Origin of the sequence: Pseudomonas sp. B21-048 (assembly GCF_024748615.1) — a bacterium.
Lineage (GTDB): Bacteria > Pseudomonadota > Gammaproteobacteria > Pseudomonadales > Pseudomonadaceae > Aquipseudomonas.
Window position 1 is genome coordinate 578,828 of record NZ_CP087168.1, and the last position, 25,831, is coordinate 604,658.

The 25,831-nt window shown below is 57.8% G+C and carries 26 protein-coding genes; 11 read left to right on the plus strand and 15 right to left on the minus strand.

The genetic code is table 11. From position 1 onward, the window contains the following. Nucleotides 1-50: 50 nt before the first annotated feature. Both LOY56_RS02575 and LOY56_RS02580 read right to left on the minus strand, forming a co-directional pair. On the minus strand, nucleotides 51-236 hold the full coding sequence (locus LOY56_RS02575; RefSeq protein WP_258619464.1) for a hypothetical protein: 186 nt from the start codon (nucleotides 234-236) through the stop codon (nucleotides 51-53). A gap of 68 nt (nucleotides 237-304) precedes the next feature. After that, nucleotides 305-892: a TIGR00730 family Rossman fold protein gene (locus LOY56_RS02580; RefSeq protein WP_258619469.1), complete on the minus strand. Its 588-nt coding sequence runs from the start codon at nucleotides 890-892 to the stop codon at nucleotides 305-307. Nucleotides 893-1,237: 345 nt separating this feature from the next. Here LOY56_RS02580 and azu point away from each other — a divergent pair, with 345 nt between their 5' ends. Beyond that, on the plus strand, nucleotides 1,238-1,684 hold the full coding sequence (azu, locus tag LOY56_RS02585) for an azurin (protein WP_258619472.1): 447 nt from the start codon (nucleotides 1,238-1,240) through the stop codon (nucleotides 1,682-1,684). A 195-nt stretch (nucleotides 1,685-1,879) separates the two neighbouring features. Here azu and nadE read toward each other — a convergent pair whose 3' ends face one another. From nadE to LOY56_RS02610, 5 genes are all read right to left on the minus strand, one after another. Further along, complete coding sequence (gene nadE / locus LOY56_RS02590) at nucleotides 1,880-2,707, minus strand: ammonia-dependent NAD(+) synthetase (protein ID WP_258619489.1); 828 nt, start codon at nucleotides 2,705-2,707, stop codon at nucleotides 1,880-1,882. Between the two features lie 4 nt (nucleotides 2,708-2,711). Further along, nucleotides 2,712-3,938 (minus strand): nicotinate phosphoribosyltransferase, encoded by a 1,227-nt coding sequence (pncB, locus tag LOY56_RS02595; RefSeq protein ID WP_048396150.1) that lies wholly within the window; start codon nucleotides 3,936-3,938, stop codon nucleotides 2,712-2,714. A 167-nt stretch (nucleotides 3,939-4,105) separates the two neighbouring features. Further along, nucleotides 4,106-4,267, minus strand: a complete 162-nt coding sequence (locus tag LOY56_RS02600; RefSeq protein ID WP_258619493.1) for a hypothetical protein — start codon at nucleotides 4,265-4,267, stop codon at nucleotides 4,106-4,108. 3 nt (nucleotides 4,268-4,270) lie between these two features. Continuing rightward, complete coding sequence (locus tag LOY56_RS02605) at nucleotides 4,271-4,528, minus strand: hypothetical protein (protein WP_258619495.1); 258 nt, start codon at nucleotides 4,526-4,528, stop codon at nucleotides 4,271-4,273. A 134-nt stretch (nucleotides 4,529-4,662) separates the two neighbouring features. Continuing rightward, on the minus strand, nucleotides 4,663-6,120 hold the full coding sequence (locus LOY56_RS02610; RefSeq protein ID WP_258619497.1) for a sodium:alanine symporter family protein: 1,458 nt from the start codon (nucleotides 6,118-6,120) through the stop codon (nucleotides 4,663-4,665). 174 nt (nucleotides 6,121-6,294) lie between these two features. Between LOY56_RS02610 and LOY56_RS02615 the strand changes: the two genes are divergently transcribed. Next, entirely contained in the window at nucleotides 6,295-7,104 is an 810-nt protein-coding gene (locus LOY56_RS02615; protein WP_258619499.1) for a helix-turn-helix transcriptional regulator, read from the plus strand. 124 nt (nucleotides 7,105-7,228) lie between these two features. Here the strand turns inward: LOY56_RS02615 and LOY56_RS02620 are convergent, their stop codons facing one another. Further along, nucleotides 7,229-8,128: a LysR family transcriptional regulator gene (locus LOY56_RS02620; RefSeq protein WP_258619501.1), complete on the minus strand. Its 900-nt coding sequence runs from the start codon at nucleotides 8,126-8,128 to the stop codon at nucleotides 7,229-7,231. A 184-nt stretch (nucleotides 8,129-8,312) separates the two neighbouring features. Between LOY56_RS02620 and LOY56_RS02625 the strand changes: the two genes are divergently transcribed. The 8 genes from LOY56_RS02625 (at nucleotide 8,313) to LOY56_RS02660 (ending at nucleotide 18,199) form a co-directional block, all read left to right on the plus strand. Then, nucleotides 8,313-9,803 (plus strand): aldehyde dehydrogenase family protein, encoded by a 1,491-nt coding sequence (locus LOY56_RS02625; protein WP_258619502.1) that lies wholly within the window; start codon nucleotides 8,313-8,315, stop codon nucleotides 9,801-9,803. Between the two features lie 120 nt (nucleotides 9,804-9,923). Then, nucleotides 9,924-11,207, plus strand: coding sequence for an FAD-binding oxidoreductase (locus tag LOY56_RS02630; protein WP_258619504.1), 1,284 nt, complete (start codon nucleotides 9,924-9,926; stop codon nucleotides 11,205-11,207). A 381-nt stretch (nucleotides 11,208-11,588) separates the two neighbouring features. Beyond that, the gene (locus LOY56_RS02635) at nucleotides 11,589-12,722 is read left to right on the plus strand and encodes an ABC transporter substrate-binding protein (protein WP_258619506.1); all 1,134 of its coding nucleotides are present in this window, start codon (nucleotides 11,589-11,591) and stop codon (nucleotides 12,720-12,722) included. Nucleotides 12,723-12,889: 167 nt separating this feature from the next. Continuing rightward, nucleotides 12,890-13,804: an ABC transporter permease subunit gene (locus LOY56_RS02640; RefSeq protein ID WP_030128310.1), complete on the plus strand. Its 915-nt coding sequence runs from the start codon at nucleotides 12,890-12,892 to the stop codon at nucleotides 13,802-13,804. 3 nt (nucleotides 13,805-13,807) lie between these two features. Continuing rightward, on the plus strand, nucleotides 13,808-15,091 hold the full coding sequence (gene livM, locus LOY56_RS02645; protein WP_258619508.1) for a high-affinity branched-chain amino acid ABC transporter permease LivM: 1,284 nt from the start codon (nucleotides 13,808-13,810) through the stop codon (nucleotides 15,089-15,091). Continuing rightward, the gene (locus tag LOY56_RS02650) at nucleotides 15,088-15,963 is read left to right on the plus strand and encodes an ABC transporter ATP-binding protein (RefSeq protein WP_258619513.1); all 876 of its coding nucleotides are present in this window, start codon (nucleotides 15,088-15,090) and stop codon (nucleotides 15,961-15,963) included. The genes livM and LOY56_RS02650 overlap by 4 nt, the downstream gene beginning before the upstream one ends. Beyond that, on the plus strand, nucleotides 15,960-16,676 hold the full coding sequence (locus LOY56_RS02655; RefSeq protein ID WP_258619515.1) for an ABC transporter ATP-binding protein: 717 nt from the start codon (nucleotides 15,960-15,962) through the stop codon (nucleotides 16,674-16,676). Before LOY56_RS02650 ends, LOY56_RS02655 begins: the two co-directional genes overlap by 4 nt. 755 nt (nucleotides 16,677-17,431) lie before the next feature. Further along, nucleotides 17,432-18,199, plus strand: a complete 768-nt coding sequence (locus tag LOY56_RS02660) for an SDR family oxidoreductase (protein WP_095052905.1) — start codon at nucleotides 17,432-17,434, stop codon at nucleotides 18,197-18,199. 35 nt (nucleotides 18,200-18,234) lie between these two features. Here the strand turns inward: LOY56_RS02660 and LOY56_RS02665 are convergent, their stop codons facing one another. The 7 genes from LOY56_RS02665 to LOY56_RS02695 form a co-directional block, all read right to left on the minus strand. Next, nucleotides 18,235-19,362: an AGE family epimerase/isomerase gene (locus tag LOY56_RS02665; protein WP_258619525.1), complete on the minus strand. Its 1,128-nt coding sequence runs from the start codon at nucleotides 19,360-19,362 to the stop codon at nucleotides 18,235-18,237. Between the two features lie 169 nt (nucleotides 19,363-19,531). Beyond that, nucleotides 19,532-20,104: a HupE/UreJ family protein gene (locus tag LOY56_RS02670; RefSeq protein WP_258619527.1), complete on the minus strand. Its 573-nt coding sequence runs from the start codon at nucleotides 20,102-20,104 to the stop codon at nucleotides 19,532-19,534. Nucleotides 20,105-20,132: 28 nt separating this feature from the next. Then, entirely contained in the window at nucleotides 20,133-20,747 is a 615-nt protein-coding gene (gene ureG / locus LOY56_RS02675; protein ID WP_258619540.1) for an urease accessory protein UreG, read from the minus strand. A gap of 23 nt (nucleotides 20,748-20,770) precedes the next feature. Continuing rightward, nucleotides 20,771-21,445 carry an urease accessory protein UreF gene (locus LOY56_RS02680; RefSeq protein WP_258619542.1) on the minus strand — a complete coding sequence of 225 codons (675 nt, stop codon included), beginning with the start codon at nucleotides 21,443-21,445 and terminating at the stop codon, nucleotides 20,771-20,773. Next, nucleotides 21,442-21,942, minus strand: coding sequence for an urease accessory protein UreE (gene ureE / locus LOY56_RS02685; protein ID WP_258619544.1), 501 nt, complete (start codon nucleotides 21,940-21,942; stop codon nucleotides 21,442-21,444). The genes LOY56_RS02680 and ureE overlap by 4 nt, the downstream gene beginning before the upstream one ends. Nucleotides 21,943-22,161: 219 nt before the next feature. After that, on the minus strand, nucleotides 22,162-22,794 hold the full coding sequence (locus LOY56_RS02690; protein ID WP_258619546.1) for a TetR family transcriptional regulator: 633 nt from the start codon (nucleotides 22,792-22,794) through the stop codon (nucleotides 22,162-22,164). A 153-nt stretch (nucleotides 22,795-22,947) separates the two neighbouring features. Further along, nucleotides 22,948-23,292: a hypothetical protein gene (locus LOY56_RS02695; protein WP_258619548.1), complete on the minus strand. Its 345-nt coding sequence runs from the start codon at nucleotides 23,290-23,292 to the stop codon at nucleotides 22,948-22,950. Nucleotides 23,293-23,670: 378 nt separating this feature from the next. Here LOY56_RS02695 and LOY56_RS02700 point away from each other — a divergent pair, with 378 nt between their 5' ends. Further along, nucleotides 23,671-25,746 carry an AsmA family protein gene (locus tag LOY56_RS02700; protein ID WP_258619549.1) on the plus strand — a complete coding sequence of 692 codons (2,076 nt, stop codon included), beginning with the start codon at nucleotides 23,671-23,673 and terminating at the stop codon, nucleotides 25,744-25,746. Nucleotides 25,747-25,831: the final 85 nt, after the last annotated feature.

Consider the following 25,831-nt stretch of genomic DNA (forward strand, 5'->3'; position numbering starts at 1 on the left):
CCTGGACACAGATCCGGTGGGCCTGATCAGATCATCGGGCCCTGAGGGTCTCAGGCGTCGGGCGCCTGATCTTTCGGTGCTTGCGTTTCGTCTGTAGCCACTTCGCCTTCGGTATCCGGGTTCAGTGCTGCTTCTTCTTCAGCTGTAGCTTTCTTGCGCTGAAGCTTTTCCTCTTTCTTCTGCTCCTTGGCCAAGTCTCTCTGACGTTTGGCGAAGGAATAATTAGGTTTAGCCATGGGCGATCCTCTGGGGTCGAAGGTGAGGTTGAGCGGCGCATATTCTGCCCTGTATCGATGCCGAGCCGTTAGCTGGGTTTTTGCTCGGTCCATTTTGGCGGTACCGAGGGTTGCCAGGCGTCCAGTGCGTCGAGCAGGGTTTGCGGCGATTCGCTCATTTGCAGCATGTCACGGTGCGCTTCGCGAACGAAGCCTTCGCCGACGATATGATCAAGAAAAGACGTCAACTTGCTGTAGAAACCGTTCACTTCCAGCAAACCCAGCGGTTTGCCGTGATAGCCGAGCTGGCCCCAGGTCCAGACTTCGAACAGCTCTTCCAGTGTGCCCAGACCGCCGGGCAGAGCGATGAAGGCATCGCTGAGCTCGGCCATTCGCGCCTTGCGCGCATGCATGCCGTCGACCACTTCCAGGCGAGTCAGGCCGCTGTGGCCGATTTCCTTGTCTTTGAGGCTCTGCGGGATGATCCCGATCACTTCACCGCCGGCCGCCAGCGCGGCATCGGCAACGATCCCCATCAGCCCGACGGCGCCGCCGCCATAGACCAGAGTCAGCTTGCGCTCGGCCAATGCTCGCCCAAGGGCGACAGCCGCTTCACGATAAGCCGGGTTAGTGCCAGCGCCGGCACCGCAAAATACACAAACGGACGCTAAAGACATGCCTTACTCCATGGTCATCAGGGCCACAGAGTAAAGGCAGGCTTGCATCGTTCCAAGGGTTTAAACCTCGTATTCAGGTGTTTCACAGGTACCGCTGGCGCCGCAGGCATAAGCGGCAAGCAAACTGCTCAATAAACTGTTGAAAGACATAACAGACGCTCCGGATGAGAGATGACGGCCCTGATGATAGGGCCGTGCCAGACGTCTGGCTGGTAGATTGTTTCGATGAGTGTCATAGCCCGAAAGTTGTATACAATTTTTGATTCAGGTCATAGGAACTTGCGAAGATTTCAGGCAGTCTTCTGTCCATTAGAACGTTTGCTAACCCTGCCTTGGAGATTCACCATGTTTGCCAAACTTGTTGCGGTATCCCTGCTGACACTGGCCAGCAGCCAATTGATGGCTGCGGAGTGCAAGGTCACTGTCGACTCCACTGACCAGATGTCCTTCGATACCAAGGACATCACCATCGACAAGAGCTGCAAGACGTTCACTGTGGAACTGAAACATTCTGGCAGCCTGCCAAAAAACGTCATGGGTCATAACTGGGTGCTGAGCAAAGAAGCCGACATGCAGCCGATCGCCACCGACGGCCTGGCGGCAGGTATCGATAAGAACTATCTGAAAGAAGGTGATGCCCGCATCATTGCTCACACCAAAATCATCGGCGCCAAGGAAACCGACTCGGTGACTTTCGACGTGTCGAAGCTCAATGCTGCTGAAAAGTACGGTTTCTTCTGCTCGTTCCCGGGCCACATCTCGATGATGAAAGGTACGGTTACTCTGAAGTAATCGAATCAAGCGCATAAAAAAGCGTCCGCTAGGGACGCTTTTTTTTACTCATTTTTTCGGTCAACCCGAATCCTTGTAGGAGCTGTCGAGTGAAACGAGGCTGCGATCTTTTGATTGAGATCTTAAAACAAGATCAAAAGATCGCAGCCTCGTTTCACTCGACAGCTCCTACAGGTTTCTATATAGGCAGGGGCCTCACGGCGCGAACGGCATCACGCGCTTGTGATGGGTCTTTTTGTACGTGTCGCAGATGATCTTGAACGCTTCCTCACGCACCGGTTCGCCGTGCAGGAAGGCGTCGATCTCGGCGTAGGTCACGCCGTGGGACGCTTCGTCCGGTTTACCCGGCGACAGATCCTCAAGGTCGGCGGTCGGAATTTTTTCCACCAGTGACTCCGGCGCGCCGAAGTTGCGGGCAATCGCCCGGACCTGATTTTTCACCAGGCCGCTCAGCGGTGCGAGGTCGCAGGCGCCGTCACCGAACTTGGTGAAGAAACCCATCACCGCTTCTGCCGCATGATCGGTGCCGATCACCAGACCATGAGCCGCGCCAGCGATGGTGTATTGCGCGACCATGCGCATCCGCGCTTTGGTGTTGCCCAACACGAAATCCTTCTGCAGCGCCTCTTTACCTTCAAAGGCCGCCACTTCGCTGGCCAGGGATTTGACCGCCGGGCCGATGTTCACGGTGTGACGTTCATCCGGTGTAATGAAGTCCATCGAGGCTTGAGCGTCGTGTTCGTCGAACTGGACACCATAGGGCAGGCGCACGGCAATAAATTTGTAACTGCTGTCACCAGTGCGCTCGCGCAGTTCACGCATGGCACGCTGGGCCAGCAGGCCAGCGGTCAGGGAATCGACGCCGCCGCTGATGCCCAGCACCAGCGTCTTGAGCCCGGCATTGACCAGGCAGTCCTGAATGAAGGTAATCCGCCGGACGATTTCTGCCTCGAGGGCGAGTTGGTCCGCGAAGGGCGGTTGGACCTTGAGCTGTTCAGCAATCTCACGCTGTACGGCTTGCATGAATTCACTCCTTGCTAGATGGGCTGGAAATGGCGGCAGGTACTTGGAAAACATGTCGCAAATAGGCAACGAAATTCGGGTCTTTGCAGTGAGTCTTGCCAGGCTCATCAGAAATCTTGGCCACTGGCTGGCCGTTGCAGGCCGTCATTTTAAGCACGATGCTCATCGGTTCGACACCCGGAATATCGCACGTCAGGTTGGTGCCGATGCCAAAGCTGACATTGATCCGACCGCGCAATGCCCGAAAAATCTCCAGAGACTTGGGTAGCGTCAGGCTGTCGGAAAACACCAGGGTCTTGCTCATCGGATCGATGCCAAGCTTGTGATAGTGGGCAATGGCTTTTTCCGCCCACTGCACCGGGTCACCGGAATCGTGGCGTAAGCCGTCGAAGAGCTTGGCAAAGAACAGGTCGAAATCGTTGAGGAAGGCATCGGAGGTGATGCAATCGGTCAGGGCGATACCCAGCAAACCCCGGTATTCGCGGACCCAGCAGTCGAGGGCGGCAATCTGGCTGTCGATCAGCCGCGGACCGAGTTGCTGGTGGGCCATGATCCATTCGTGGGCCATGGTGCCCAGCGGCTTCATGTCCAGCTCCCGGGACAGGTGCACGTTGCTGGTACCGACGAAGCGACCGGGGAAGTCATGCTTGAGCACGTTCACCACTTCTTCCTGTACACGGTACGAGAAGCGACGGCGGGTGCCGAAATCGGCTACCTGCAACTCGGACAATTCGTCCGCGCTGGCATTGGCGGTCAGCCAGTCGAACTTGCGATAGAGCTGCTCGCGAGCCTGTTCCAGAACGATTTCCCGGTAGCGATAGCGGTTACGCACTTCGCTGACGAGCGCCAGTAGCGGCACTTCGAACAGAATCACGTGCAGCCACGGCCCGCGCAGACGGATGAACAACTCGCCGTTTTCAATGCCGGTGTGGATGTAACGCAGGTTGAAGCGGAACAGCCCGAGAAAGCGCAGGAAATCCGGTTTCAGAAAGCTGATGCGCTCCAGGAAACTCAACTGATCGGCGCTCAGACTCAATTCGGCCAGACGCTCGATCTGGAAGCGAATCTCCGCCAGGTATGGGCGCAGATCCTCACTGTTACGGCAACGAAACTCCCATTCGACTTCCACGTTCGGGTAGTTGTGCAGCACAGCCTGCATCATCGTCAGTTTGTAGAAGTCGGTGTCGAGCAGGTTCTGCACGATGCGATCGGCAAACACGCTCTCGCTCATAACGGGGTTCTCCAGGCGGGCCGCGGCCCGTGGCAGCGACGTTGCAGCAGTTTCAATGAATGGGGCTAGTGGCGCATATCAGTGGTGAGGATTGCCAGCTTTTTTTGTGTTCATGATGGAATAATCACATGTTGCTGGCACCTTCAAATGCAAACACCTTTGGTTACTCAATTATCCGCTGTTGCCTCAAGCGCTGCCTGGATGACGAGCGCCAGGCTTTCCCAACTTCTTACATAGCCATCAAGGTGGAAGTGACGAGGAATAAGCCCTGTTTCAATGGCCTTGATCATTGCTGCTTTTATCATTTCATGGGTCGCTGATTTGGCCATGATTTACAATCCTTTAAATGTTATTTGGTCCAGCACGTCGACACCGTCCTGTAGCAATAAATAGGCTGGAAGTATCAGGCGGAAAAAATCAGTATCATTGGTCTGTTTAACGGTTACAGAGGTCAGCGTCTCTAAAAGGCTCGTGGCAGCGCGTATTCTGAAGCAGGCATCTTCAAATAACAGGTGAGGTGCTACGTGCGAGTCTATATAAAAAGTTGGAATGTTCGATGCGTTGGATTTAAGAGGCTGATAGCGATTCACAGACGAACTCCTTGAGCGCGCTTGGGGTGTGAGGGCGCGAGTAATTGTTTTTTTTTGTCGGTGTTGATATTGCCTGGATATTGCTTGTCTGCTGAGCCACCGCATAAGTGCGCTGGCTCAGCGCTCATTGAATTTTATGCGATCTGAGCTTTAGCTGCGGACCGATCCGCACAAACAGGTTTATTCGGCAAGAGAGGATTCGTTATCGCGGGCCAAGCCATCAAATCGAGATCCAGATCGCTGAATTTGCTTGAGTCAAAAACCGGGGTTTTTGTTCCTGCGCGACGTTGTTCATCATAGTCGCCCAGGATTCGCATACAGACTTTAAATAGCAGTGTCATCGCAATAAGGTTGACCAAGGCCAAAAATGTCATGGTGATGTCGGCAAACGCGAGCACCGTGGAAAGGTCTTCAACCGAACCCCAAAAAACCAGCATCAATACGGATATGCGGTACGCAATTAATGATTTATGGGGCGCTGCGAAGATGAAACGTAAACTGTTTTCTCCCAGGTAGTAGTTGTAGAGCATTGCCGTGAACACAAACAGGGCAAGTACCACGCTGATAAACATCCGACCCCAATCGCCTACTACCTCAGCCAGCGAGTTTTGCGCCAACGCAATACCGTCGCCTTCGAAGCCGGGAGCATAAAAACCGGAAAGCAAAATGATCAACGCGGTACACGTGCAAATAATAATGGTATCGATGAAGACACTGAACGCTTGCACCACGCCTTGTGCTATCGGATGGGCGATTTTTGCCGCAGAGGCGACGTTAGGCGCACTGCCCAGTCCTGCTTCATTGGAGAACACTCCGCGCCTCACTCCCATAATGATTGCACTGCCCACCAGCCCGCCAAAAGCCTGATCCAGTCCGAACGCGCTTTTGACAATGCTGAGCAGCACTCCGGGGACCTGGTCAATTTGCAATACGATCACGTAAAGCGTTACGCCGACATAGGCAACAACTTTAAGGGGAACCAATAAATCAGCGACCGCCGCGATGCGCTTTATACCGCCCACGAACACTATGCCAAGCAACAGAGACAGCGTGAGTCCGGACCCTGTCGTCGATAAACCAAAGGCATTGTTGAGAGAATGCGATACGGCATGAGACTCAAGGCCATTGATAGCAAATCCGAAGGTCACCAAAAGCAGGAGAGCAGCAATCGTTCCGAGCCAGCGTTTGCCCAGGCCATGCTGGATGTACCAGGACGGCCCCCCACGATATTGACCGTTTGCATCGCAGCGCTTGTAGAGTTGACCGAGTGCGCATTCGAAAAAGCTACTCGACATCCCCAATAGAGCGGTCATCCACATCCAGAACACTGCACCGGGTCCGCCCATGCTCACGGCAATGCCGACGCCAACGATATTGCCGGTTCCCACGCGACCGGCAAGGCTGAGCGTCAATGCCTGCAATGAGCTCAAGTGGTGATGACTGGTATTCCAACTGCCGCGTAATACCGAGACCATATGGACGAAGTATCGAAACTGGACAAATCTTGACCGGATTGTGAAGTAGCTTCCCAGTCCAAGAACTAAAGGTATCAAAACCTTACCGGAGAGAAAGTCGTTGATGAGGTCAAGCATTCAAAGCTCCTTGCTATTTAGAGTGCTGGCGGATTGATGGTGTAGCGCGTCCTGAAGGCTTTCAGGAGCCGTAATATCCGGTCATTTATCGTTGAGCACAATTTCGCAAGTTGGTTAAAAGTGATGCGAGCTGCTGCTATATTTGAGCCTTCTGGCACTACTGTGAAGGCTTGCATGCGTGATTTTCTTCCTGCTAACTTAAGGCTGCTGTGTAGTCACTACCGATCTGTCGCTGAAGTCTGTAGGAAACTTCGGATTAATCGCGGGCAATTTAATAAATACCTGTGTGGAAGTAGCGTCCCCACTGCTTTTAACCTAAAGCGTATTTGTGATTTTTTTGGAGTTGAAGAGTTTGAAATAGGTCTGCCGACAGATCAGTTTGTCAACCTTGTTGGTGGCAAGGCGGCGCGAATAAACCCTTCTCGCGAGGTGTCGGCGCCGGAACGAATACTTGAACACCTTCGGCAACAGTCTTCTTTGCAAATAAAAGCCTACACGGGTTACTACTATGAGTATTACCACGCGATGACGGATCCTGGCTCTATTATTTGTGCTCTGGTGTATGTGTATGAAGAGGGCCAGCACTTCGTGTACGAACGAAATGAGCGCCTACAAATAGCCGGCGCGGAAGGGGAGTATGAGCAGTATCGGTATGTGGGGTTAGCCTACTACTTACAGGATCGCTTGTTTCTCATTGATTACGAATCGCTGACCTCCAACGAAGTCAGTCAAACCATCCTTATTCCTAGCTTCAAAAGCTGCATTACTCGGCTCAATGGCTTGAAGATGGGCGTTTCCGCAGCTGACCATCGCACTCCCGCGTGTTCGCGTGTTGTTTGGGAATATCTCGGTCAGGAGATCAATCGAATCGATGCGTATCGCAAGGTGCGGCTATACAGCACGGATGATCCTGCCATCGATAATGATCTGCGCGGGCGCCTCACTCAAGCCAAAGTCGTTGATGGCCTCTTTGTTATTGCGTGAAGGAAACACCGTGTAGGAGCTGTCGAGTGAAACGAGGCTGCGATCTTTTGATTTTGCTTTCAAGGAATAAGATCAAAAGATCGCAGCCTCGTTTCACTCGACAGCTCCTACCAGCTCCTGCCAGCTAGGGGAGATTGTCAATCTGCTCCAGCATCCACTTCACAAAATCCCGCACCTTGGGCACTTCCGCCGAATGCTCCGGATACGCCAGGTAATAGGCGTCGGTGCTGGGCATTGCATGCTGCCAGGGAATGACCAGTTTGCCATCGGCCAATTCCTCTTCCACCAGAAACCGTGGCAACAGTGCGACGCCGCAGCCGACCTGCGCGGCGCGAATGCACATGTAAAAAGTTTCAAAGCGCGGGCCGTGGTAGCTGTGTTCGGTGTGGTAGCCCTGACTGTCGAACCAGTCGTGCCAGGCCTGGGGCCGGGAGGCGTTTTGCAGCAGGACCAGGTCGGTGAGTTGCGTCGGATCAGTGAACGGCGTGTCTGGCAGGCTGCCCGGTGCGCAGACCGGCACCAGCTCCTCGCCAAACAGCTTCAGGCATTCGGTGCCGGGCCGTGAGCCCTGGCCAAAATAGAACGCCAGGTCGCTGCGACCCTGCAGCAGATCGTCGGCTTCCTGTTCGCTGCACAGGTCCAGATGGATCGACGGATGGCGCAGGCGCCAGCCTTTCAAGCGTGGCACCAGCCAGCGCGCACCGAAAGTCGGAGGCGTCGAAACTCGCAAGACTTCGGTTTCACCGCCGTAGGAGCGCAGGTAATGAGTCGACATTTCGACTTGGGTGAGGATTTTTCGCACTTCCACCAGGTACAAATCGCCGGCGGGGGTCATTTGCAGGCGTCGGCGCACCCGGCGGAACAACAGGTGTTGCAGCAACTCTTCGAGTTGCGCGACCTGTTTGCTCACGGCGCTCTGCGTCAGGTTCAACTCTTCGGCGGCACGGGTGAAGCTCAAATGCCGGGTCACGGCCTCGAAGCACTGCAACGCGGTGATCGACGGCAAGTAGCGTTTATTCAGCATGGGTGGTCCTTTTTCTTGTTTCTCTATGCTCTTTTTTACCGGCAGATTCGCAGCATGAATAAACGGAATGATATCTCTCTTAAAGGTCGTTTGTTGGGTAACCTCCGGGGAGCTAAAACTACAGGTCTGATCAGCCGAATAAATCCGGCTGCACGTTTTCTGTTTTTTGCTTGAGGAGTGACCCATGGTTGCCGCATTGCTTGATCGTCTTGGTGTGAACCCGGCCCTGTATCAGAACGGCAAAGTGCCGGTGCATTCGCCTATCGACGGCAGCCGTATCGCTGCCGTGAACTGGGAAGGCGCCGCTGAAGTCGAGCAGCACATCAGTCGCGCAGATCATGCGTTCGAACTGTGGCGCAAGGTTCCGGCGCCGCGCCGTGGCGAATTGGTGCGCCAACTGGGTGACATCCTGCGCGAGTACAAGGCTGATCTCGGTGAACTGGTGTCCTGGGAGGCCGGCAAGATCACTCAGGAAGGTTTGGGTGAAGTTCAGGAAATGATCGACATTTGCGACTTCGCCGTCGGTCTGTCCCGTCAGCTATACGGTTTGACCATCGCCTCCGAGCGTCCTGGCCACCACATGCGCGAAACCTGGCACCCACTGGGCGTCGTTGGCGTGATCAGTGCGTTCAACTTCCCGGTCGCCGTTTGGGCCTGGAACGCGACGCTGGCGCTGGTCTGCGGTAACCCGGTGATCTGGAAACCGTCGGAGAAAACCCCGCTGACCGCGTTGGCCTGTCAGGCGTTGTTCGACCGCGTCTTGAAGAATTTCAGCGATGCCCCGCCGCACCTGAGCCAAGTGATCATCGGTGGTCGCGATGCTGGCGAAGCGCTGGTCGATGACCCGCGTGTCGCGCTGGTCAGCGCCACTGGCAGCACCCGCATGGGCCGCGAAGTGGCGCCGAAAATCGCCGCGCGTTTTGCCCGCAGCATTCTCGAGCTGGGCGGCAACAACGCGATGATCCTCGGCCCAAGCGCCGATCTGGACATGGCCGTACGGGCAATCCTGTTCAGCGCCGTCGGCACCGCCGGCCAGCGTTGCACCACGTTGCGTCGTCTGATCGCCCACGAATCGGTGAAAGAAGAAATCGTCACCCGCCTCAAAGCCGCTTACTCCAAGGTGCGCATCGGCCATCCGCTGGAAGGCAATTTGATCGGGCCGCTGATCGACAAACACAGCTTCGAAAACATGCAGGACGCGCTTGAACAGGCCTTGAGCGAAGGCGGCCGGGTGTTCGGCGGCAAGCGTCAGCTGGAAGACAAATTCCCCAATGCGTACTACGTTTCGCCCGCCATTGTCGAAATGCCGGAGCAGAGTGATGTGGTGCGCGACGAAACCTTCGCGCCGATTCTGTACGTGATCGGTTACAACGATTTCGAAGAGGCGCTGCGCCTGAACAACGCCGTGCCACAAGGCCTGTCGTCATGCATCTTCACCACCGACGTGCGTGAAGCCGAGCGGTTCATGTCGGCGGTGGGCAGCGATTGCGGCATCGCCAACGTCAACATCGGCCCGAGCGGCGCGGAGATTGGTGGCGCATTTGGCGGCGAGAAGGAAACGGGCGGTGGTCGTGAATCCGGGTCGGATGCGTGGCGTGGGTACATGCGCCGTCAGACCAATACCGTGAACTATTCGCTGGAGTTGCCGTTGGCTCAGGGCATTACGTTCGACTGATGGGCCCCATCGCTGGCAAGCCAGCTCCTACAGGATTTGTGTTGCGGCACATGACCCGTGTAGGAGTTGGCTTGCCAGCGAAGCTTTTTTGTTTGTTAGGTTTCGGATTGGAGTCTGGCAATGCCGTTACGCGAAGAGTGTCTGTGGGAAAAATTGACGCCGCAAAGGCCTGACAATACGGCGCTCAAGGGCGAGGTGACGGTGGATGTCTGCGTCATCGGTGCCGGTTTCACCGGTCTGTCGGCGGCGGTGCATCTGCTGGAACAAGGCAAAAGTGTCTGTGTGCTGGAAGCGCATCGCGCCGGGCATGGCGGTTCGGGGCGTAACGTCGGGCTGGTCAACGCCGGGATGTGGATTCCACCGGATGAAATCGAAGCCGGGTTTGGCGAGGCAGTCGGCAGTCAGCTCAATCGCATGCTGGGTGCGGCGCCGTCGCTGGTGTTCAGCCTGGTCGACAAATACAACATCGATTGCCAATTACGCCGCGAAGGCACGCTGCACATGGCGCACAACGCGCGTGGCGAGGCGGATCTGCGCAGTCGTGAAGAACAGTGGAAGCGTCGTGGGGCACCGGTCGAGTTGTTGACCGGTCAAGCCTGCGAACAAGCCACGGGCACCAAAAAGATCGCCGCCGCGTTGCTCGATCGGCGTGCTGGCACGATCAACCCGATGGCCTATACCACGGGGCTGGCCAACGCGGCCATCAGCCTCGGCGGTCAGCTGTTCGATCATTCCCCGGTGACCCGACTCGAGCGTCAGGGCCAGCGCTGGTCGGTGCAGACCGCCCAGGGTTCGGTGTTGGCCGAGCAGGTGGTCATCGCCTCCAATGCTTATACCGAAGGCGACTGGACGGAGCTGCGACGCAACTTTTTCCCCGGTTATTACTATCAAGTGGCTTCGGTGCCGCTGACCGAAGACGCCGCGCAGCAGATTCTGCCCGGTGGCCAGGGTTCCTGGGACACCCGGCAGGTGCTAAGCAGCATTCGTCGCGATGCCGAAGGGCGCTTGTTGCTCGGCAGTCTGGGTAATGGCAACCAGAAACCGACCTGGTTCCTGAAAGCCTGGGCCGACCGGGTTCAGCAGCATTACTTTCCGTACCTGAAACCGGTGGAGTGGGAGTGCACCTGGACCGGTTGTATTGCCTTCACTCCCGATCATTTGATGCGCCTGTTTGAACCAGCGCCGGGTCTGGTGGCCGTCACCGGTTACAACGGTCGAGGCGTGACCACCGGTACAGTGGTCGGTAAAGCCTTTGCCGATTATTTGTGTAACGGAAATCCTCAGGCCCTGCCAATTCCCTTCGCCCCTATGCAGCCATTGGCAGGTGGGGGGCTGCGAAGCTGTCTGTACGAGGCTGGTTTTTCCTTGTATCACGCGGGCCAGTGCCTCCGGATCGTGATCTGATTGTTGAAATATGTTGCTGGAAGCGGCGCTTTTCAGCGAAGCGGCTAGCCTGTAATGGTGCGGGTTGTAGCAGTCCCCGCACCAGCGGTGTGCAGTTCGGTGACGCGGGCTGTTACAGGCTGGTTGCACATCGTTTGGCGCTGCGGTTGCAATGATGGCGCGTGCGGGTTGCGCCTTTAGAAATAAATGGTTTCACCTCCAGCGGTTTAGACGGTTGCACGCCCAATGAAAATGGGCCAGAAACAGTCGAAATAACAATAAGGCAGCGACTTTTCCCAGAATAAAAAACCGATGGCACGGCCCTTGCTCTGAGCTTTTCGGTGAAGAGTTTTTTCAGTGAAGTCGCAGTGCCAACTAAAAAAAACCTAGGAGTACCACCTCATGTCCCAGACGTTTTACAAGAAAGGCTTTCTGGCCCTCGCAGTGGCAACGGCGTTGGGTATTTCTGCGTTTGCACAGGCTGATGTGAAAATTGGTGTGGCGGGGCCGATGACAGGCGCCAATGCCGCATTTGGCGAGCAGTACATGAAGGGGGCGCAGGCAGCGGCTGATGCGGTCAACGCCGCAGGCGGTATCAACGGGGAAAAAATCGTGCTGGTCAAAGGCGATGACGCCTGCGAACCGAAGCAGGCTGTGACGGTCGCCAAGGACCTGACCAACCAGAAAGTCGCTGGCGTAGTCGGCCACTTCTGCTCCTCGTCGACCATTCCGGCCTCCGAGATCTACGACGAAGCGGGCATCATCGCGATTACTCCAGGTTCCACCAACCCGGCTGTTACCGAGCGCGGCTTGAGTGCGATGTTCCGTATGTGCGGGCGTGACGACCAGCAAGGCATCGTGGCCGGCGACTACATCGTCGACGTGCTCAAGGGCAAGAAAGTGGTGGTTTTGCACGACAAAGACACCTACGGCCAAGGTCTGGCAGATGCTACCAAGGCCCAGCTGGAAAAACGCGGCGTGAAGCCGGTGCTGTATGAAGGCCTGACCCGTGGTGAAAAAGATTTCAGCACCATCGTCACCAAAATCCGCGGCGCCGGCGCCGACGTCGTTTACTTCGGTGGTCTGCATCCGGAAGCCGGTCCTCTGGTTCGTCAACTGCGTGAGCAAGGTCTCAAAGACGTCAAGTTCATGTCCGACGACGGCATCGTGACCGATGAACTGGTGACCACCGCTGGTGGTCCGCAATTCGTTGACGGCGTGCTGATGACCTTTGGTGCCGACCCACGCATGCTCCCAGAGAGCAAGACCGTAGTGGACGAGTTCCGTAAGAAAGGCACCGAGCCTGAAGGTTACACCCTGTATGCCTATGCGTCGGTCCAGACGCTGGCGGCTGCCTTCAACGGCGCCAAGTCCAACAAGGGTGAAGACGCCGCAAAATGGCTGAAATCGCACACTGTCAAAACGGTGATGGGCGAGAAGTCTTGGGATGCCAAGGGCGACCTGAAAGTCTCAGACTACGTGGTTTACAAGTGGGACAAGGACGGCAAATACCACCAGCTGGAAACACAGAAGTGATATGACTTGCTGATTGCCCGGCGCCTCGTGCTCCGGGCAATCAAAGAACATGTCCGTGCAGTACCTGTCTTTTCTCGTAGAGCTGCACACAAACGTGTTGCGTCGGCGGCTGAACCCGGTCCGGCGCCCCGGGTTTGTGCAGTCTCTCAAATGCGTGAGATTGCGTTATGGATGGTATTTTCCTGCAGCAACTGGTCAACGGCCTGACCCTCGGGTCGGTCTATGGCCTGATCGCCATCGGCTACACAATGGTCTATGGCATCATCGGCATGATCAACTTCGCCCACGGCGAGGTTTACATGATTTCCGCTTACCTCGCGGCAATCAGTCTGGCTCTGCTGGCATACTTCGGTATTGAATCCTTCCCCCTGCTGATGCTTGGCACACTGGTCTTCACCATCATCGTCACGGCGGTGTATGGCTGGGTCATCGAGCGCGTCGCCTACAAACCGCTGCGCAACTCCACCCGATTGGCACCGCTGATCAGCGCCATCGGTATTTCGCTGATCCTGCAAAACTATGCACAAATTTCCCAAGGGGCCCGTCAACAGGGGGTACCGACACTGCTAACCGGTGCATGGCGAGTTGAAGTCGGGACCGGCTTCGTCCAGCTTACCTACACCAAAATCTTCATTCTGATCGCAGCGTTTGTCGGGATGGCCCTGCTGACCTACGTCATCAAGTACACCAAGCTCGGCCGTATGTGCCGCGCCACCCAGCAAGACCGCAAGATGGCCTCGATCCTGGGGATCAACACCGATCGCGTCATTTCCTACGTGTTCATCATCGGTGCCGCGATGGCAGCCCTGGCTGGCGTGCTGATCACCATGAACTACGGCACATTCGACTTCTACGCGGGCTTCATCATTGGCATCAAGGCGTTCACCGCTGCGGTGCTTGGCGGGATCGGCTCGCTGCCTGGGGCGATGCTCGGCGGGATCATTCTCGGGATCTCCGAGTCGCTGTTCTCTGGCTTGGTCAACTCGGATTACAAAGACGTTTTCAGCTTCTCGCTGCTCGTTCTCGTTCTGGTCTTTCGGCCCCAAGGCCTGCTCGGCCGTCCTCTTGTGTCGAAGGTGTAAGCGATGTCTTCAACCACTAAAAAAACCATTGATCTCAAAAGAAGCCTGGTTGACGCGATTCTTGCCGGCCTGGTGGCCCTGATTGTGTTCGGCCCGATTGTCGGCGTAGTCCTCGACGGCTACGGCTTTAATCTGGAAGCGACCCGGGTGGCATGGATTGTCGCCATCGTCATGGCCGGCCGCTTTGCCTTGAGCCTGTTCCTGCAAACCCCCAAGGGCCTGAGCATTCTTGAAGGTTTTGAAAGTACCGGCTCCGGGGTTCATGTACTGCCGCCTGATTACAAATCCCGCTTGCGCTGGATCATCCCGGTGATGATCGTTATCGCCGTGGTGTTCCCGTTTTTCTCCAACTCCTACCTGCTGGGCGTGGTCATCCTCGGGCTGATCTACGTGCTGCTGGGCCTGGGGCTGAACATCGTGGTCGGTCTGGCCGGCCTGCTCGACCTGGGTTACGTGGCGTTCTACGCCATTGGTGCCTACGGCCTGGCGCTCGGTTATCAATACCTGGGGTTGGGTTTCTGGACGGTACTGCCGCTGGCGGCAATCACGGCCGGGTTAGCCGGTTGCATCCTCGGTTTCCCGGTGCTGCGCCTGCACGGTGACTACCTGGCGATCGTGACCTTGGGGTTCGGTGAAATCATCCGGTTGATCCTCAATAACTGGCTGTCCCTGACTGGCGGCCCGAATGGTATGGCGGCTCCGTTGCCGACGTTCTTCGGTCTCGAGTTCGGTAAAAGAGCGAAGGAGGGGGGTGTCCCGTTCCATGAGTTCTTCGGCATCGCCTATAACCCGGACGTGAAGTACTACTTCATATACGCGGTGTTGTTCCTGGTGGTTCTGGCCGTGCTGTACATCAAGCACCGCTTGACCCGCATGCCGGTCGGTCGCGCGTGGGAAGCCTTGCGTGAAGACGAAATCGCCTGCCGTTCCATGGGCCTGAACCACGTACTGGTCAAGCTGTCGGCGTTCACCATCGGCGCATCGACTGCCGGTCTGGCCGGTGTGTTCTTCGCGACCTATCAGGGCTTCGTCAACCCGACCTCTTTCACCTTCTTCGAATCGGCCCTAATCCTCGCCATCGTGGTGCTCGGCGGCATGGGCTCGACCATCGGCGTGGTGATTGCGGCGTTCGTGCTGACCGTCGCCCCGGAATTGCTGCGTGGCTTCGCTGAATATCGCGTGCTGCTGTTCGGCATCCTGATGGTGTTGATGATGATCTGGCGACCGCGTGGCCTGATCCGGATCAGCCGCACCGGTGTGACCCCACGTAAAGGAGTGGCGCCATGAGCGAAGAAATCGTTCTCTCGGTCGAAAATCTGATGATGCACTTCGGGGGCATCAAAGCCCTGAGTAACGTCAGCCTGCAAGTCAAACGCAACTCGATCTTTGCGTTGATCGGCCCTAACGGCGCCGGCAAGACCACGGTGTTCAACTGCCTGACCGGGTTCTATAAAGCGTCCGGCGGGCATATCGAACTCAATGCCCGTGGGGTGAAAACCGATGTCATCAAAATGCTCGGTGAACCGTTCAAGGCCATCGATTTCGTTTCGCCGAAGAACTTCGTCAACCGGCTCCGTTACAAGATGTTCGGTGGCACGCACCTGATCAACCGTGCCGGCCTGGCGCGGACTTTCCAGAACATTCGCCTGTTCAAGGAAATGTCGGTGCTGGAAAACCTGCTGGTGGCTCAGCACATGTGGGTCAACCGCAACATGCTGGCCGGCATCCTCAATACCAAGGGGTACCGCAAGGCCGAAAGCGATGCACTGGACCATGCATTCTATTGGCTGGAAGTGGTGAACCTGGTGGACTGCGCCAACCGCCTGGCCGGTGAGCTGTCCTACGGTCAGCAACGCCGTCTGGAGATCGCCCGGGCCATGTGCACCCGGCCACAGATTATCTGCCTCGACGAACCGGCCGCCGGCCTCAATCCTCAGGAAACCGAAGCGCTGAGCGCGATGATCCGGCTGCTGCGCGACGAGCACGATCTGACCGTGGTGCTGATCGAACACGACATGGGCATGGTAATGAGTATTTCCGACCACATCGTGGTGCTGGACCATGGCGTTGTCATCGCCGAGGGCGGGCCTGAAGCGATTCGACACGATCCGAAAGTGATTGCCGCCTACCTGGGCGCAGAAGAAGAGGAAGTGGCATGAGTGCACCCATCCTCGAACTCAAGGATCTGGACGTGTTCTACGGGCCGATTCAGGCCCTGAAGAAAGTCTCGTTGCATATCAATGAAGGTGAAACCGTCAGCCTGATCGGCTCCAACGGCGCCGGCAAATCGACCCTGCTGATGTCGATCTTCGGTCAGCCGCGGGCCGCTGACGGGCAAATCATCTATCAGGGTGTGGATATCACCCACAAGTCGTCCCACTACATCGCGTCCAACGGTATCGCTCAATCGCCGGAAGGTCGGCGGGTGTTCCCTGACATGACCGTCGAGGAAAACCTGTTGATGGGTACGATTCCAATCGGTGACAAGTACGCCAAGGAAGACATGCAGCGCATGTTCGAGTTGTTTCCACGGCTCGAAGAACGGCGTACCCAGCGCGCCATGACCATGTCCGGCGGAGAGCAACAAATGCTCGCCATCGCCCGGGCGCTCATGAGTCGGCCAAAGCTGTTGTTGCTCGATGAGCCGAGCCTGGGGTTGGCGCCGATTGTGGTGAAACAGATCTTCGCGACCCTGCGGGAACTGGCCAGCACCGGCATGACCATCTTCCTGGTGGAGCAGAACGCCAACCACGCCCTCAGGCTGTCGGACCGGGCGTACGTAATGGTCAACGGCGAGATTCGCCTCAGCGGTACTGGCAAGGAGCTGCTGGTGAACGATGAGGTGCGTAACGCCTACCTCGGCGGCCACTAAACCGAAGAGCCCAAAAAGCGCCCTGACGTACTTCAACGTCAGGGCGTTTTTTATGCGTGCGCCAGAATCCTCCTACACAGGATGGTGCTTTGAGGTAAAGGGAAATTGTGGAAAACAATATTCAAGACCTTTCAAAGCGCGACATAAAGCCGCTGCAAATTGCTGTTTTGTCACGGTTTTGAGTTGTCCCCGTTTGCTGTGGAGCTGGCTGTGAATAACGTGGGAGTAGCTGGTTGAAAGCCGTTGAATACGTGGCTTGCAGAGATGTGGTTGTTTTTCGATCAGGTGTTTTTGCTGGGCCTTGAGCCGGCTTTGTCAACCTTTTTGTTAGGGGCATACCCGGTATGAATCGAGGTGGGTAACCCTGTGGATAAGTCTGTGGTTAAACTCTGGAAAGAGTCGGCTGAGGGCCGTAGTTACTGGCTTGGCGCCATCGTCGGCTTGACCGACCGGTCGTGCAAATTGCCCGGGGTTACACGGCAGACACCCGAGGGTCAAGCAAAAACTTTCCAATCTGCCCGCAAAGCCTTGTGGACGGCGGCTTGCAGCTTTTGCACTTGCCCCCGGAAACTGTGGACCGGCCTGTGGATAAGGTGCGCGTACATGGCTGCAAGCCACAGTCCATATGGCGTTGCCGGTGTTGATTGTTTTTTGTACGGTTTTGCGATGGTTGCCGCTGTGGGCAAGGCCGGGCATGCTGGCAACTGATTTTCTATTCCAAGGGCTGTTGATCAGCCGAAGCAAAGGAGAACACGATGTCCAACACCCTGTTTATTACCGGCGCGACCTCAGGTTTTGGTGAAGCCTGTGCCCGTCGTTTTGCCGAAGCCGGCTGGAAGCTGGTGCTGACAGGTCGTCGTGAAGAACGCCTCAACGCCCTGTGCGCCGAATTGTCGAAGCAGACTGAGGTTCATGGCCTGGTGCTCGACGTACGGGATCGCAAGGCCATGGAGGAGGCGATTGCCAACCTGCCGCCGTCCTTCGCCAAGCTGCGCGGGCTGATCAACAACGCCGGCCTGGCCTTGGGCGTGGACCCGGCCCCCAAGTGCGATCTTGATGATTGGGACACCATGGTCGACACCAACATCAAAGGCCTGATGTACAGCACCCGTCTGTTGTTGCCACGTTTGATCGCTCACGGTCGTGGCGCCAGCATCGTCAACCTCGGTTCCATCGCCGGCAACTACCCGTACCCGGGCAGCCACGTCTATGGCGCGAGCAAGGCGTTCGTCAAACAGTTCTCCTTGAACCTGCGCTGCGACTTGCAAGGTACGGGCGTGCGGGTCAGCAATATCGAACCAGGGCTGTGCGAGAGCGAGTTCTCGCTGGTGCGTTTCGCCGGTGACCAGGAGCGTTACAACGCCACCTACGCCGGTGCCGAGCCGATTCAGCCGCAAGACATCGCCGAGACCATTTTCTGGGTACTCAATGCACCGGCACACATCAACATCAACAGCCTCGAACTGATGCCGGTGAGCCAGACCTGGAGCGGGTTTGCCATTGAGCGCAATGCCAAGGCGTAAGACCGAGTAACGGCTATTCGCGGGCAATCGCTCAGTCAGCGAAGATACTCGGCCAACCCGCGATAACAGGTTGCCAAGTGATAAGGCGTGGTCGAAGGCATGTCCTTGCGGCTCACTTCGCCCTGTTCATCGCGACACTCATACCAACCGCCCGCATGCAAAAAGCGCTGTTGCAACGCCTGCAGTTGGCGTTGCACGGAGGCTTCGCTGTCCGGGCGCAAAGTCAGGGCACGCAGGTATTCGGCCTGGGCCCAGATGCGTTGAGTCGCATCACGAGGGTGGTCGTCCAGTTCCAGCATCGCGCGCACCGCACCGGTCTGCTGATCCACGCCCTGTTGCTCGGTAAACGTAAAGGCGCGGTTCAGCGAGGCGTGCAGTTTCGAGCGACGCAGCAGCGGTGAGGACTCCAGCAGGAAATACCATTCGAACTGATGGCCTGGCTCGAACCAGTTATCCACAGCGCCCAGCGGCTTCTCCATCAACACCGCGTGTTGCGGGTCGATGAAGCGCTTCTGCATGGCTGTGCATAACTCGACAAGCGCGCTCTGCACAGCAGCGTCCTCGCGTACCGAAAGGATGGCGAGGAAGGCTTCGGCCAAATGCATCAATGGATTCTGTAGCGGCCCGGAGTTGAGCGAGGACCAATCATGGTCCAGGCTGGCTTCATACAGGCCGTCGCCTGTGGCGAAGCGCTGCGCCAACACTTCCAGCGTGGCGTTGAGCACCGACTCCACCAGCGGTTCGCGAACCTTGTCCCAGTAATGGGCGCAGGCGAACAGGATGAAGGCGTGGGTGTAGAGGTCTTTGCGTTGATCCAGCGGCGCACCTTGCGGATCGATGCTGTAGAACCACCCGCCATGCTCGGCATCGTGGAAATGCCGCTGCAAGGAGCGGAACAGCGCCGCCGCGTGCTCTTCGGCCTGGGGCACTTGGCCGATCAGGCTGGAAAACAGATAGAGCTGTCGTGCGCAAGCCATGGCCCGATAGTGCTGAAGGGGCAGCGGTTGATGCTCGGCGTCCAGCGCTTCATACGGCAATGCCATGTCGGCGTTCCAGCCGGGGCCTTGCCAGAGCGGCACGATCACTGTCTGGAAATGCTGTTGCACCGAGGCAAACAGGGCGGTCAATTCAGGCTGGGAGGCAGAGCGGGAAACAGGCGGCATTGGCTGGCGTCGTCACGGCAGGGTTAATTGCGCGACATGTTAGCAGAGTGAGCGCGTCGATCGTTCCCACGCTCCGCGTGGGAATGCCTCGTTGGACGCTCGGCGTCCGTTTCGAAAGGACGCGGAGCGTCCCGGGCTGCATTCCCACGCAGAGCGTGGGAACGATCAATTAACCCGCCAGCAACCACGCCCCAGTCGCCGCCGAAGCCGCACCCGCCAAACGAACCAATGGCGCAGCCGCCTGAGGCAACACTCGAACCACCGCATAACCCAACCCATGCAACGCAGCCGTCGCCACCACAAACCCCGCCGCATACGCCCAAGGGCTCGACATCTCGGGCAATTCCAGACCATGCGCCACGCCATGAAACAGCGCAAACAACGCGGTCGCAGCCACTGCCAGACTCAACGGCGGACGCACCGCCAAAGCTACCGCCAGGCCCAACGCCAATACCGATGCCGCAATCCCGCTTTCCAGCGCTGGCAGGTTCAATCCTTCAAGACCCAGCAGCCCGCCGATCAGCATAGTGCCGACGAATGTGCATGGCAGCGCCCAGCGTGCGGCACCTTTCTGCTGCGCAGCCCATAACCCCACGGCAATCATCGCCAGCAAGTGATCGAGGCCACCGATCGGGTGGCTGATGCCGGCCATCAAGCCATTGTCGCCATGACCCGGATGCGCGAAGGCGATGGTCGGGGTCAACAGCAGGGCCATGGTGCCCAGAATGCGTTTCAGTGTCATGGATAAGCTTCCTTGTTGATAAGTGTGATCAGGCCGCCGTCAGCAAGCCCTGGCGTTCGATGAAGGCGATGATTGCTTCCAGGCCCTGGCCGGTTTTCTGGTTACTGAAGACGAACGGTTTGCCGTTGCGCATGCGCTGGGTGTCGCTGTCCATCATTTCCAGCGAGGCGCCCACCAGTGGCGCGAGGTCGATCTTGTTGATTACCAGCAAATCGGATTTGCAGATCCCCGGCCCGCCCTTGCGCGGCAGCTTGTCGCCGGCCGAGACGTCGATCACGTAGATCGTCAGGTCCGACAGTTCCGGGCTGAAGGTCGCCGAGAGGTTGTCGCCACCGGACTCCACCAGGATCAGGTCCAGCCCCGGAAAGCGGCGGTTCAGTTGATCCACGGCTTCGAGGTTGATCGAGGCGTCTTCGCGGATCGCCGTGTGCGGGCAGCCGCCGGTTTCCACACCGATGATCCGCTCGGGCGCCAGGGCTTCGTGGCGCACCAGAAAATCGGCGTCTTCGCGGGTGTAGATGTCGTTGGTCACGACGGCCAGGTTGTAGCGGTCGCGCAAGGCCAGGCACAGGGCCAGAGTCAGGGCGGTTTTGCCGGAGCCGACCGGGCCGCCGATGCCGACACGCAGGGGGTGTGCGTTCATGTGATTCTCCAAAGTAAAAGGCCCTAGGAACGGAACAGACGGCTGTACTGGCGCTCATGGGCCATGCACGCCAGGGACAGGCCGAAAGCGGCGCTGCCAGAGTGTTCGGGGTTGATTCGGGTGGCGTCTTGCTGCGCCTGTTGCAGCAGCGGCAGCAGTTCGCTGGTCAGGCGCTGGGCAGCTTGCTGGCCCAGGGGCAGGGTTTTCATCAACACCGCCAATTGGTTTTCCAGCCAGCTCCACAGCCAGGCGGCCAGCGCATCTTGTGGGCTGATCTGCCAGGCGCGGGCCGCCAGCGCCCAGCCAAGGGCCAGATGGGGCTCAGGGCATTGGTCGAGAAAGGCCCGGGCGGGTGCATCCAGTTCCGGTAAACCGTTGAGCAGTTGCTTCAACGAATAACCCATCTGTCGACTTTCCTGATGCAACTCGCGGGTTTCGCGGCTGGCGCGATGTTCTTCGCAACGTTGCAGCAGTTCAATCCAGTTTTCTTTGGCCGCAGCGGTGCAATGGGCGAGCAGTAGCGGCGCTTCGAAACGCGCGAGATTGAGCAGCAACTGATCGCTGATCCAGCGCCGCGCGCTGTCGGGATCGTTCACCCGGCCGTTATCCACGGCCATCTCCAAACCCTGGGAATAGCTGTAGCCGCCAATCGGCAGCTGCGGGCTGGCCAGACGCAGCAGCGCCCAGGCTGGGTTCATAAGCGCACGCCGAACTGGTGCAGCTTCGGCGGGTAGTTGAAATCCTCGTCACCGTGCCGCGAATGGTGATGGCCGCCGCCGTAGGCGCCATGTTCCGGCTGGAACGGCGCCTCGATGTTCTCGACCTTGGCATCAAGCTGTTCGAGCATGGCCTTGAGCACGTAATCGTCGAGCAGGCGCAACCAGCCATCGCCGACTTGCAGGGCCACATGGCGGTTGCCCAGGTGATAGGCGGCGCGGGTCAGTTCGAAGGCGTTGGCGCAGGTGACGTGCAGCAGTTGTTCGGGGCGTGCGCAAACGCGAACGACGCGCCCGTCTCCGGCTTGCAGGCATTCGCCGTCATACAGCGGCGGCTGACCGCGCTCCAAAAACAACCCGACGTCTTCACCCTCGGCACTGAAACAGCGCAAACGGCTTTTGCTCCGGGCTTCGAAAGTCAGGTGCAACTCGGCGGCCCAGACGGGTTGAGGGTCGATTCTGCGATGAATCACCAGCATCGGAAGGCTTCCAGCAATGGACAATGCTCAGGGATAGAGCAAGGGGCTTGCCAATCGGGGGAGGCGTAGGAAATGCCTGTCGGGCGAGAGGAAAAATTCGGGGCGTTGCAGAACTTTGATTGAAGTTGGTGCGCAAAAAAACTTTACGCACCGATTTGCGGCGCATGAAAAAGATCGTCCGAACGCGGCCCGAGCCTTCGGACGATCTTTTTTAAGAGGTCACTCGGTACTGCCGAGTCCCTGCCAATGCTTCAGCCCGATAAAGATGAATCGCAATTGCTGGGTAATCTTCGCCTGAGGCGTCAGATGCTCCGGCAACGCCTGCGCTGGCGGATCGATGATGTCCGGCAGGGTCGCGAACACGCTTTTGACGATCAGGTCAGCCATGACACCCAGCCCTGCGATGTCCAGGTGTTGCAGTTTCGGCATCAGCGACAGGTCCGCCGCCAGGTCCGAGCTGATGTCTTCGCGCAAGCGGCCAATGGCCTGGCGCACCAGCAGCGAGCCGCCGTACTGCTCGCGGGCAAGAAACAGGAACTGCGAGCGATTGGCCGTGACCACGTCGAGAAAGATCCGCACCGAGGCGTCGATGATGCCGCCCATGACGAACTCGTTATGGCGCACCAGGCGGATGGTTTCACGGAAGGTCTGGCCGACTTCGCTGACCAGCACCAGGCCCAGTTCATCCATGTCGGCGAAATGCCGGTAGAAACCGGTGGGGACGATCCCGGCGGTTCGGCTCACTTCGCGCAGGCTCAGGCTGCCGAATCCTCGGCCGCTTTCCATCAGGTGGCGGGCAGCGTCCATCAGGGCGTTGCGGGTCTGTTGTTTCTGTTCGGCGCGGGGCAGCATCGCAAGGGTGTTTTCTGGACAGGGACAGCGGCGCACTCTAGCAAATCGGCTTTGCTGACGTCGAACCAGTATCGAGGATCATGTGGGGAATGAGGCTTTTACAAGTCAAAAGCCCAATCCCGGGATTGGGCTTTTTTTCAGGGACGCCATGGCTTAACTCACCGCGCTGTTGCGTTCGATTACACGGTCACCACCGCCTTCAGCCAGGGTTTGACCTTGTGGTGTGCGAGCGGAACCGTCAGCCGCCAGGGTTTGACCTTGTGGGGTACGGTCCGAGCCATCTTGAGTGATCAAGCCTTTTTCTTTCAGGCGATCATTACCGCCTTCGGCCAGGGTCTGACCTTGTGGCGTGCGGTCTGTGCCGTCAGCAGCAACGGTCTGGCTGAACACCGAGTGGCTGTCTTTGACTTGTGGAGTGGCTTGATCAGCGGCCGGCAAAGCAAAAGCGGTGCTGGCTAACATCGAGAGGGTCAGGCTAAACAGTAATTGGCGTTTCATGATGGGTTGCTCCTTGGGAGGGCGATGAAGTGGGTACGAGGGCAATGCTACTCTCGATAAATCGATGCAAAAGTTCATAAACGCAATGGTAATAATCAACGGAATTGATTGTTTCTCCGAAGGGCTCTAGAACGGGTGTTTCCGGCGACCGTCTTTGCACTGCGGTGGGTAATTTCGAGCCATTTGCGCCTCGCAAAAGTGCAGGCTCGGTAAACGCTGCAGGAAGGGAGCGAACCCGGTTATTGCGTCCGGGTCGGTCGTCGGGTTAAACCTGCGGGCCATTTTTCAGTCATAGATTTCATGGCAGGCCGGTTCTGGCCTAACGTTTCATCAGTGCGTCGCTGTCGGGCGCCCAGTCGTATTCAGGAGCCCTGTGCAATGACGCGCACTCGTAAAATACTGGCCTGGACCTTCGCCAGCCTCGTTGTCCTGCTGGCCCTTCTGGTGCTGATCATCGCGCTCTTTGACTGGAACCGGATCAAGCCGCCGCTGAACGCCAAAGTCTCCGAAGAACTGCATCGTCCCTTCGCCATCAATGGCAACCTAGCGGTGGTCTGGCAGCGCGAGCCTGATGAGGGTGGCTGGCGGGGCTGGGTGCCGTGGCCCCATGTGGTGGCTGAGGACCTGAGCCTGGGCAATCCCGACTGGTCGAAGCAACCGCAGATGGCCACCCTCAAACGCGTCGAACTGCGCATTTCGCCGCTGGCCTTGCTGGCGCGGCGGATGGTGATCCCGCGCATCGACCTGAGCGAGCCCAATGCCGACTTACAGCGTCTGGCCGACGGTCGCGCCAACTGGACGTTCAAGTTTGACCCCAAAGACCCGAACGCCGAGCCGTCGAACTGGGTGCTGGACATCGGTGCCATCGGCTTCGACAAGGGGCATGTGGTACTCGATGATCAGAGGCTGAATACTAAGCTCGATGTGCTCATCGATCCGTTGGGTAAACCGATTCCATTCAGCGACATCGTCGGCGACAAGGCGGCGAAAACCACGCTCGAGAAGGGCGGGTCGCCGCAGGATTACGTGTTCGCGTTGAAGGTCAAAGGCCAATACCAAGGCCAGAATCTCGCGGGTCAAGGCAAGATCGGTGGCCTGCTGGCATTACAGGACGCCAGCAGGCCGTTCCCGCTTCAGGCGCAAGCGAAGATCGCCGACACCCGCGTCGAGTTGGCCGGTACGCTCACCGATCCATTGAGCCTAGGCGCGCTGGATTTGCGCTTGAAACTGGCCGGTACCAGTCTGGGCAATCTCTATCCACTGATCGGCGTGACGCTGCCGGATACTCCGCCTTACGCCACCGATGGGCACTTGATGGCCAAGCTGCATGAGTCAGGCGGGGCGGTTTATCGCTATGAGGACTTCAACGGCAAGATCGGCGAGAGTGACATCCATGGCAACCTGACCTACGTTGCGAGCCAGCCGAGGCCAAAACTCAGCGGGGCGCTGGAGTCCAATCAACTGCTGTTTACCGACCTGGCCCCATTGATCGGTGGCGATTCCAACGCCAAGCAAAAGGCCCGCGGCGGTGGAAGCAAGCAGCCGGCGGATAAGCTGCTACCCGTCGAGGAGTTCAGGACCGAGCGCTGGCGTGACATGGACGCCGACGTCGAATTCACCGGCAAACGCATCGTCCACAACGAAAAACTGCCGTTCAACGATCTTTACACGCATTTGGTGCTGACCGATGGGGTGCTCAGCCTCGAGCCCCTTCGTTTTGGCGTGGCGGGCGGTAATCTGGATGCGCAAATTCGTCTCAACGGTCGCACAGAACCGCTGGAGGGGCGGGCCAAACTGACCGCGCGCAAGTTCAAGCTCAAGCAGTTGTTCCCCTCCATTGAACGGATGAAAACCAGTTTCGGTGAACTCAATGGCGATGCTGAGCTGACTGGCCGTGGTAACTCGGTAGCCAAACTGTTGGGCACCGCTGACGGCAATTTGAAGATGCTGATCAATGACGGCGCCATCAGTCGTGAGTTGATGGAGCTGGCGGGGCTCAACGTCGGCAACTATGTGGTCGGCAAGATCTTTGGCGACAGGGAAGTGAAGATCAACTGCGCGGCGGCCGATTTTGATATCAAGAGCGGTCTGGCGACCACGCGGCTGTTCGTCTTCGATACCGAGACTGCAATCGTCTACATCGATGGCACCGCGAACATGGCCACCGAGCAACTGGACCTGACCATCTCCCCGGAATCCAAGGGCTGGCGCCTGATTTCGCTGCGTTCGCCGCTGTATGTGCGAGGCAAGTTCATCAAGCCGAATGCGGGTGTCAAACCGGTGCCGTTGATGTTGCGTGGGGCCGGGATGGTTGCGCTGGGTGTGATTGCCGCGCCGGCGGCGGGCTTGCTGGCATTGATAGCGCCCAGCGCTGGCGAGCCGAATCAGTGTGCACCGTTGCTGGAGCAGATGAAGGCTGGAAAGGCGCCGGTGACCGTCAAACCTACAAAGTAATCGGGTGTCTGTGATGAGGTCTTCGCTGTGTCGCATGCCCATAACGGGCACGACTTGTAGGAGCGAGCGGTGCGGCGATCCGACT